Source organism: Burkholderia sp. DN3021, assembly GCF_049805555.1.
Taxonomy (GTDB): Bacteria; Pseudomonadota; Gammaproteobacteria; order Burkholderiales; family Burkholderiaceae; genus Burkholderia; species Burkholderia pyrrocinia_C.
Map to the genome: position 1 here is coordinate 67,879 of NZ_JBNCAB010000031.1, position 6,235 is coordinate 74,113.

Here is a 6,235-nt window from a genome sequence, read left to right on the forward strand (position 1 = left end):
CAAAGCGCATGCGGGCCGCGCGGGAGAGCCGCTCAACGGGAGTGTGGCCGGATCAGGCCGACGCCGCGCCGCGCTTCGCGGGGAACAGGCGCCGGAAGATCCGCACGAACGCGAGGCCGTGCTGCGCCCAGAAGCCTTCGCCGTAGGACACGCCGTCGACCTGTTCGCGGATGCCGGTCGGTTCGACCGTGCGGTTCCACGACGCGGTGCCGAACATCATGTCCCACCACGGGAACAGCACGCCGAAGTTGCAGCCGTACTTGGTGCCTTCGTGGCCGTAGCCGACCGCGTGGTGGCGCCGATGGAAGATCGGGCTCACGAGCAGGCGCTCGCCGAGCCGGCCGAACGACAGCCGCGCATTCGTATGCTGGATGCTCTGCATGAAGTTCGTGAACGCGGTCAGCACGACGAACTGCGACGGCGTCACGCCGATCACGAGCGCGATCGCCGCGAAAAAGCACGACTGGATCACGTCGTCGAGCAGGTGGTTGCGGTCGTCGCACCACAGCGACATCTGCCGCTGGCTGTGGTGCACGGCGTGCAGCTCCCACCAGATGCCGAACTTGTGCTGCCAGCGGTGATACCAGTAGCCGGCGAAGTCGAGCACGACGAGATAGATCGCGAATGCGACGATCGGCTGCGACGTCACGCCCGGCCACAGATAGTCGAGGTTGATGTTCGCGACGCCGTGCAGGCGCAGCCATGCCTGGAAGTTGTCGAATACCGGCTGCAGCGCGAAGAAGAAGAACAGCGTGTAGATGCCGAGCTTCGAGATCGCCGTGTAGATCACGTCGACCCGCACGGCGCGGCGGTTCTTCCAGCGTTCGACCGGCAGCAGCGCCTCGAGCGGGCGCAGCAGCGCGAACATCAGCACCATCTGCAGCGCGCCGATGATCACCCAGTACAGCGCGTCGTAGGTGTCCTCGTCATAGTCCATCAGGTTGAACTTGAAGAGGAGCGGCTGCACGACGTCGACGTACAGCCAGGTCTGGATGTCCGACACGAACGCATCGATCAGGTGCAGCATCGTTCGCCCCCGCCCGTTACGCGCCGTTCGCCGCCTTCCACGGCGCGCGGTCGTAGAAGTAGATGCCGTGCGGCGAGCGGCCGACGGCGATCGTCTGCACCAGCTTGCGCGACGCCAGGTCGATGATCCCGACCTTCTTCGCGAAGCGGAACGTTACCCAAAGCGTCTTCTTGTCGGCGGACAGCTCCATGTCGTCCGGGCCCGGCAGCAGGCCGGTGATGTCGCCGACGTTGGTAAGCGTGTTCTCGTCGATGATGCTGATCGTGTTCGCGACCCGGTTCGTCACCGCGACGTGCGTGCCGTCGGCGAGCGAGCGGAAGTTGTGCGCGCCCTTGCCCGTGTAGATCTGCTTGACGACCTTCTGGTTGCGCCAGTCGACCACCGCGACGTAATCCGCGCCGGTCATCCCGACGAGCAGGAATTTGTCGTCCGGCGTCAGCCACAGGCCGGCCGGCACGTTGCCGACCTTCATCTTCCACTTGACCGTCTGGGTCGGCAGGTCGATCGCCGCTATCTCGCCGGACACCTGCAGCGACACGAGCAGCGTCTTGCTGTCCTTGGTGAACGCGAGGTGGCTCGGCATCACCGCGAGCGGCACGCGCTTCACGAGCTTCAGGTTCTGGCCGTCGTAGCCGTAGATGTCGACGCGGTCGAGCCGCAGGCCGGCCGCCGCGAACCACTTGCGGTCGGGCGAGAAGCCGAGCTGGTACGGATCGTCGATCCCTTCGACGGTGCGCTGCAGCTTGCCCGTCTTCGGATCGAGGAACATCAGGCTGTTCGAGATCGAATTCGCGACGATCAGCGACGAATTGTCGGGCGCCGCCATCAGGTGGTGCGGTTCCTTGCCGGTCGGCATCGTGCCGACGACCTCGCGGGTCTGCTGATCGATCAGGGAAAGCGTCGCTTCGGCCGAATTGAGGACGATCACGTTATTCGCGTGCGCGGCGGGCGCCAGTACGGCGGCGGCCAGCGCGAGCGTGCGGCCGAGGGAAAGGAAAGTGGGCATGAAGACTCACGTCGTGGAACAACCGTCATTGTAAAACGCTCAACCGGCCTCGCCGGTTGACCGAAATCGGCGTTGCGCCACTTCGACGCATGCCGCGGCGGCCGGACAGGCCGGCGCGGCATGCGCCGTGCGGGCGGCCGGGGCCGGCCGCCGGTGCGGGCCCGGAGAACCGCTGTTGCGCTAACGCTGCATCGACTCCCAGACCTTGTGCAGACGCTTGACAGAGACCGGCATCGGCGTGCGCAGTTCCTGCGCGAACAGCGAAATTCGCAGTTCCTCGAGCAGCCAGCGGAATTCCGCGAGCCGCGGATCGGCGACGCCGCCGCGCTGCGACACCGCGCGCTGGTACTGCTGAGCGAGCGGCAGCAGGTCGGCTGACTGCTTCGCGTCGCGCGCCGGATCGGCCTTCAGCTTGTCGATCCGCAGCGCGATGCCCTTCAGGTAGCGCGGGAAGTGCGCAAGCTGCACGTAAGGCGTGTCGATCACGAAGCGCTTGCCGACCAGCGCGGCGAGCTGCTGCTGCAGATCCGCGTGGGCCTGCGCGAACGGCTTCGCCTGCGCGAGTTTCTTCACGAGTCCCGCATATTCGGCGAGGATCTGCCCGACGAGCCGCGAGATTTCCTGAGCGAGCAGGTTCAGGCGGCTGCGGCCCTCGTCGCGCCGCGCGTGGAAGCTCGCGTCGTCGTCGGGCAGCGGATCCTGCAGGCACGCGCGGTCGAGCGCCGTGTCGATCAGCTGGTCGCGCAGCTCGTCCTGCGTGCCGAGCGACATGTACTGCATCGCCATCTCGCGCAGGCCCGGCAGGTTCTTCTCCAGGAACTTGATCGGCTCCTTCAGCTGCAGCGCGAACAGCCGCCGCAAGCCGGCCCGATGGATGCGCGCGGCCTCCTCCGGCGAATCGAACACCTCGACGTCGCAATGCGTGCCGCGATCGACGAGCGCCGGGTAGCCGTACAGCGTCTGGCCACGCCGGCGGATCTCCAGCAGCTCGGGGAGCTTGCCGAAATTCCACGTCGTCAGGTTCTCGTACAGCGCCGTCGCGCCGGCTTCCGCCGCAGCCGCCGTCTGCGGCGCCGCGCCCTTGCCGGCCTTCGCACCGCGGCCGGCGGCACCGGCCGTGGCGGCAGGCGCCGTGGCCTGGCCGGCTGCCGGACCGGCATCGGCCTCGCCGCCGGTCGAGATCGTCGACGCCGCGGCGATCTTCTGGAACTGCTGCTGCGCCTGCGCGCCGAGTTCCTGGCGAAGCTGCGCGAGATTGCGCCCCATCGCGAGCTGACGGCCGTGCTCGTCGATCACCTTGAAGTTCATGAACAGGTGCGCGGGCAGCGTCTCGAGCTTGAAGTCGGCCGTCTTCATCGCAACCTGCGTCTCGCCGCGCACGTCGGCGATCAGCGCCTCGACGAGCCCGCCCGCGCCGAAGCGCTCGCGGCCCATCCGCTCGACGAAGCCGGCCGCGTACTCGGGCAGCGGCACGCAGTGGCGGCGCAGCTTCTGCGGCAACGACTTCAGCAGCAACTGCACCTTTTCCTTCAGCATCCCCGGCACGAGCCACTCGCAGCGGCGCGCGTCGACCTGGTTCAGCGCGTACAGCGGCACCGCGAGCGTCACGCCGTCGCGCGGCGTGCCGGGCTCGAAGTGGTACGTGAGCGCCATCTCGACGCCGGCCATCGTCGCGCGCTTCGGGAACAGCTCGGTCGTCACGCCGGCCGCCTCGTGGCGCATCAGGTCGTCGCGCGACAGGTACAGCAGCCGCAGCTTGTCCTCGGGCTGGCCGCCCTGCTTCACCTCGTCGCGATACCAGCGCTCGAACGCGACGCCCGTGTGGATCCCTTCCGGGATCGCCTGGTCGTAGAACGCGTAGATCAGCTCGTCGTCGACCAGCACGTCCTGCCGGCGCGACTTGTGCTCGAGCTGCTCGATGTCGGCGAGCAGCTTGCGGTTGTGCGCGAAGAACCCGAGCTTCGTGTCGAACTCGCCTTCGACCAGCGCGCCGCGGATGAACAGCTCGCGCGCGCGCGCCGGATCCTGCCTGCCGAACGCGACGCGCCGGCGGTGGTAGATCGGCAGCCCGTACAGCGTCGCGCGCTCGTACGCGCTGACCTGCGCCGGGCGCTTTTCCCAGTGCGGCTCCGACAGCGATTTCTTCAGCAGGTGCGCGCCGATCTTCTCGACCCATTCGGGCTCGATCTTCGCGAGGCAGCGCGCGTACAGCCGGCTCGTCTCGACGAGCTCGGCCGCCATCACCCAGCGGCCGGCCTTCTTCGCGAGCACGGAGCCCGGCCACAGGTAGAACTTGATCCCGCGCGCGCCGAGGTAGTGCGGATCGTCGTCGGCCTTCAGGCCAAGGTTGCCGAGCAGGCCCGTCAACAGGGCCAGATGGACCTGTTCGTAGGTCGCCTCGACTTCGTTGAGCCGCCAGCCGTGCTCGCGCACGACGGTCAGCAACTGCGAATGGACGTCGCGCCACTCGCGCAGCCGCAGGTGCGACAGGAAGTTCTGCCTGCATGCGTCGACGAGCTGGCGGTTCGACTTCTTGTGCGCGACGGCTTCCTCGAACCACGCCCAGATCTTCAGCCACTGCAGAAATTCGGAACGCTCGTCGGCGAACCGGCGGTGCGCCTGGTCGGCCTGCTCCTGCGCTTCGATCGGCCGATCGCGCGGGTCCTGCACGGACAGCGCGCTCGCGATGATCAGCACCTCGCGCAGCGACTGCTGGTCGCGCGCGGCGAGAATCATCCGGCCGACGCGCGGGTCGAGCGGCAGCCGCGCGAGTTCGCGGCCGAGCGGCGTCAGCGCGTTGTCGTCGTCGACCGCGCCGAGCTCGTTGAGCAACTGGTAGCCGTCCGCGATCGCGCGGCCGGGCGGCGGCTCGAGGAACGGGAACGATTCGATCGCCGTCAGGTGCAGCGATTTCATCCGCAGGATCACCGACGCGAGCGACGAGCGCAGGATTTCCGGATCGGTGAAGCGCGCACGCGCCTGGTAGTCGCTTTCCTCGTACAAGCGGATGCAGACGCCGTCGGCCACGCGGCCGCAGCGGCCCGCGCGCTGGTTCGCCGCAGCCTGCGAGATCGACTCGACCTGCAGTTGCTCGACCTTGTTCCGGTACGAATAGCGCTTTACGCGTGCGAGACCGGTGTCGACGACGTAGCGGATGCCCGGCACCGTCAGCGACGTTTCGGCGACGTTGGTCGCGAGCACGATGCGGCGCGCATTCGACGCCTTGAACACCTTGTCCTGGTCGGCCGCCGAGAGCCGCGCGAACAGCGGCAGGATCTCGGTGTGCGGCGGATGGTGCTTGCGCAGCGCCTCGGCCGCCTCGCGGATCTCACGCTCGCCGGGCAGGAACACCAGCACGTCGCCCGGGCCTTCGCGACACAGCTCGTCGACCGCGTCGACGATCGCGTCCATCAGGTCGCGCTCGGCCTCGCGCGCGGTCTTCACGCGGTCGCGGCCGGCCGTGCCTTCGGCATTCTTCACGGCCGGTCGATCCTCGGCCACCGGGCGGTAGCGCATCTCGACCGGATACAGCCGCCCGCTCACCTCGATCACGGGCGCCGGGCGCTCGTCGCTGCCGAAATGGCGCGCGAAGCGATCGGCGTCGATCGTCGCGGACGTGACGATCAGCTTCAGGTCCGGCCGCCTCGGCAGGATTTCCTTCAGGTAGCCGAGCAGGAAGTCGATGTTCAGGCTGCGCTCGTGCGCCTCGTCGATGATCAGCGTGTCGTACGCCTTCAGCAGCGGGTCGGTCTGCGTCTCCGCGAGCAGGATGCCGTCCGTCATCAGCTTCACGGACGCGCCCGGCGCGAGGTTGTCGGTAAAGCGCACCTTGTAGCCGACCACCTCGCCGAACGGCGTGCCGAGCTCCTCGGCGATCCGGCGGCCGGTCGACGACGCGGCGAGACGGCGCGGCTGCGTATGGCCGATCAGGCCCGTGCCGCCGGCGCCGAGGCCGCGGCCGAGATCGAGACAGATCTTCGGCAACTGCGTGGTCTTGCCCGAGCCGGTTTCGCCGCAGACGATGACGACCTGATGACCGGCGATCGCGCGCGCGATTTCGTCGCGCTTGCCCGACACCGGCAGGCTTTCGGGGTAGGTGATCGGCGGGACGGGATTGGGCGCGACGGCGGCGCGCGGCGCACGCTCTCGGCGCGGGGGGCGTGCATCCGCTGCGCGGGGCGCATCCGCCGCCGCGGCCGGCT

General features: G+C 68.4%; 3 protein-coding genes. All 3 read right to left on the reverse strand.

Annotation, left to right across the window (positions count from 1 at the left end; translation table 11 throughout):
* Nucleotides 1–52: 52 nt before the first annotated feature.
* Complete coding sequence (locus tag ACPUER_RS17350; RefSeq protein WP_175961265.1) at nt 53–1,027, reverse strand: sterol desaturase family protein; 975 nt, start codon at nt 1,025–1,027, stop codon at nt 53–55.
* Nucleotides 1,028–1,043: 16 nt separating this feature from the next.
* Nucleotides 1,044–2,033, reverse strand: coding sequence for a beta-propeller fold lactonase family protein (locus ACPUER_RS17355; RefSeq protein WP_310141590.1), 990 nt, complete (start codon nt 2,031–2,033; stop codon nt 1,044–1,046).
* Between the two features lie 180 nt (nt 2,034–2,213).
* Nucleotides 2,214–6,235, reverse strand: a 4,022-nt coding sequence (gene hrpA, locus ACPUER_RS17360; RefSeq protein WP_425131666.1) for an ATP-dependent RNA helicase HrpA, incomplete at its 5' end; no start/stop codon positions are given.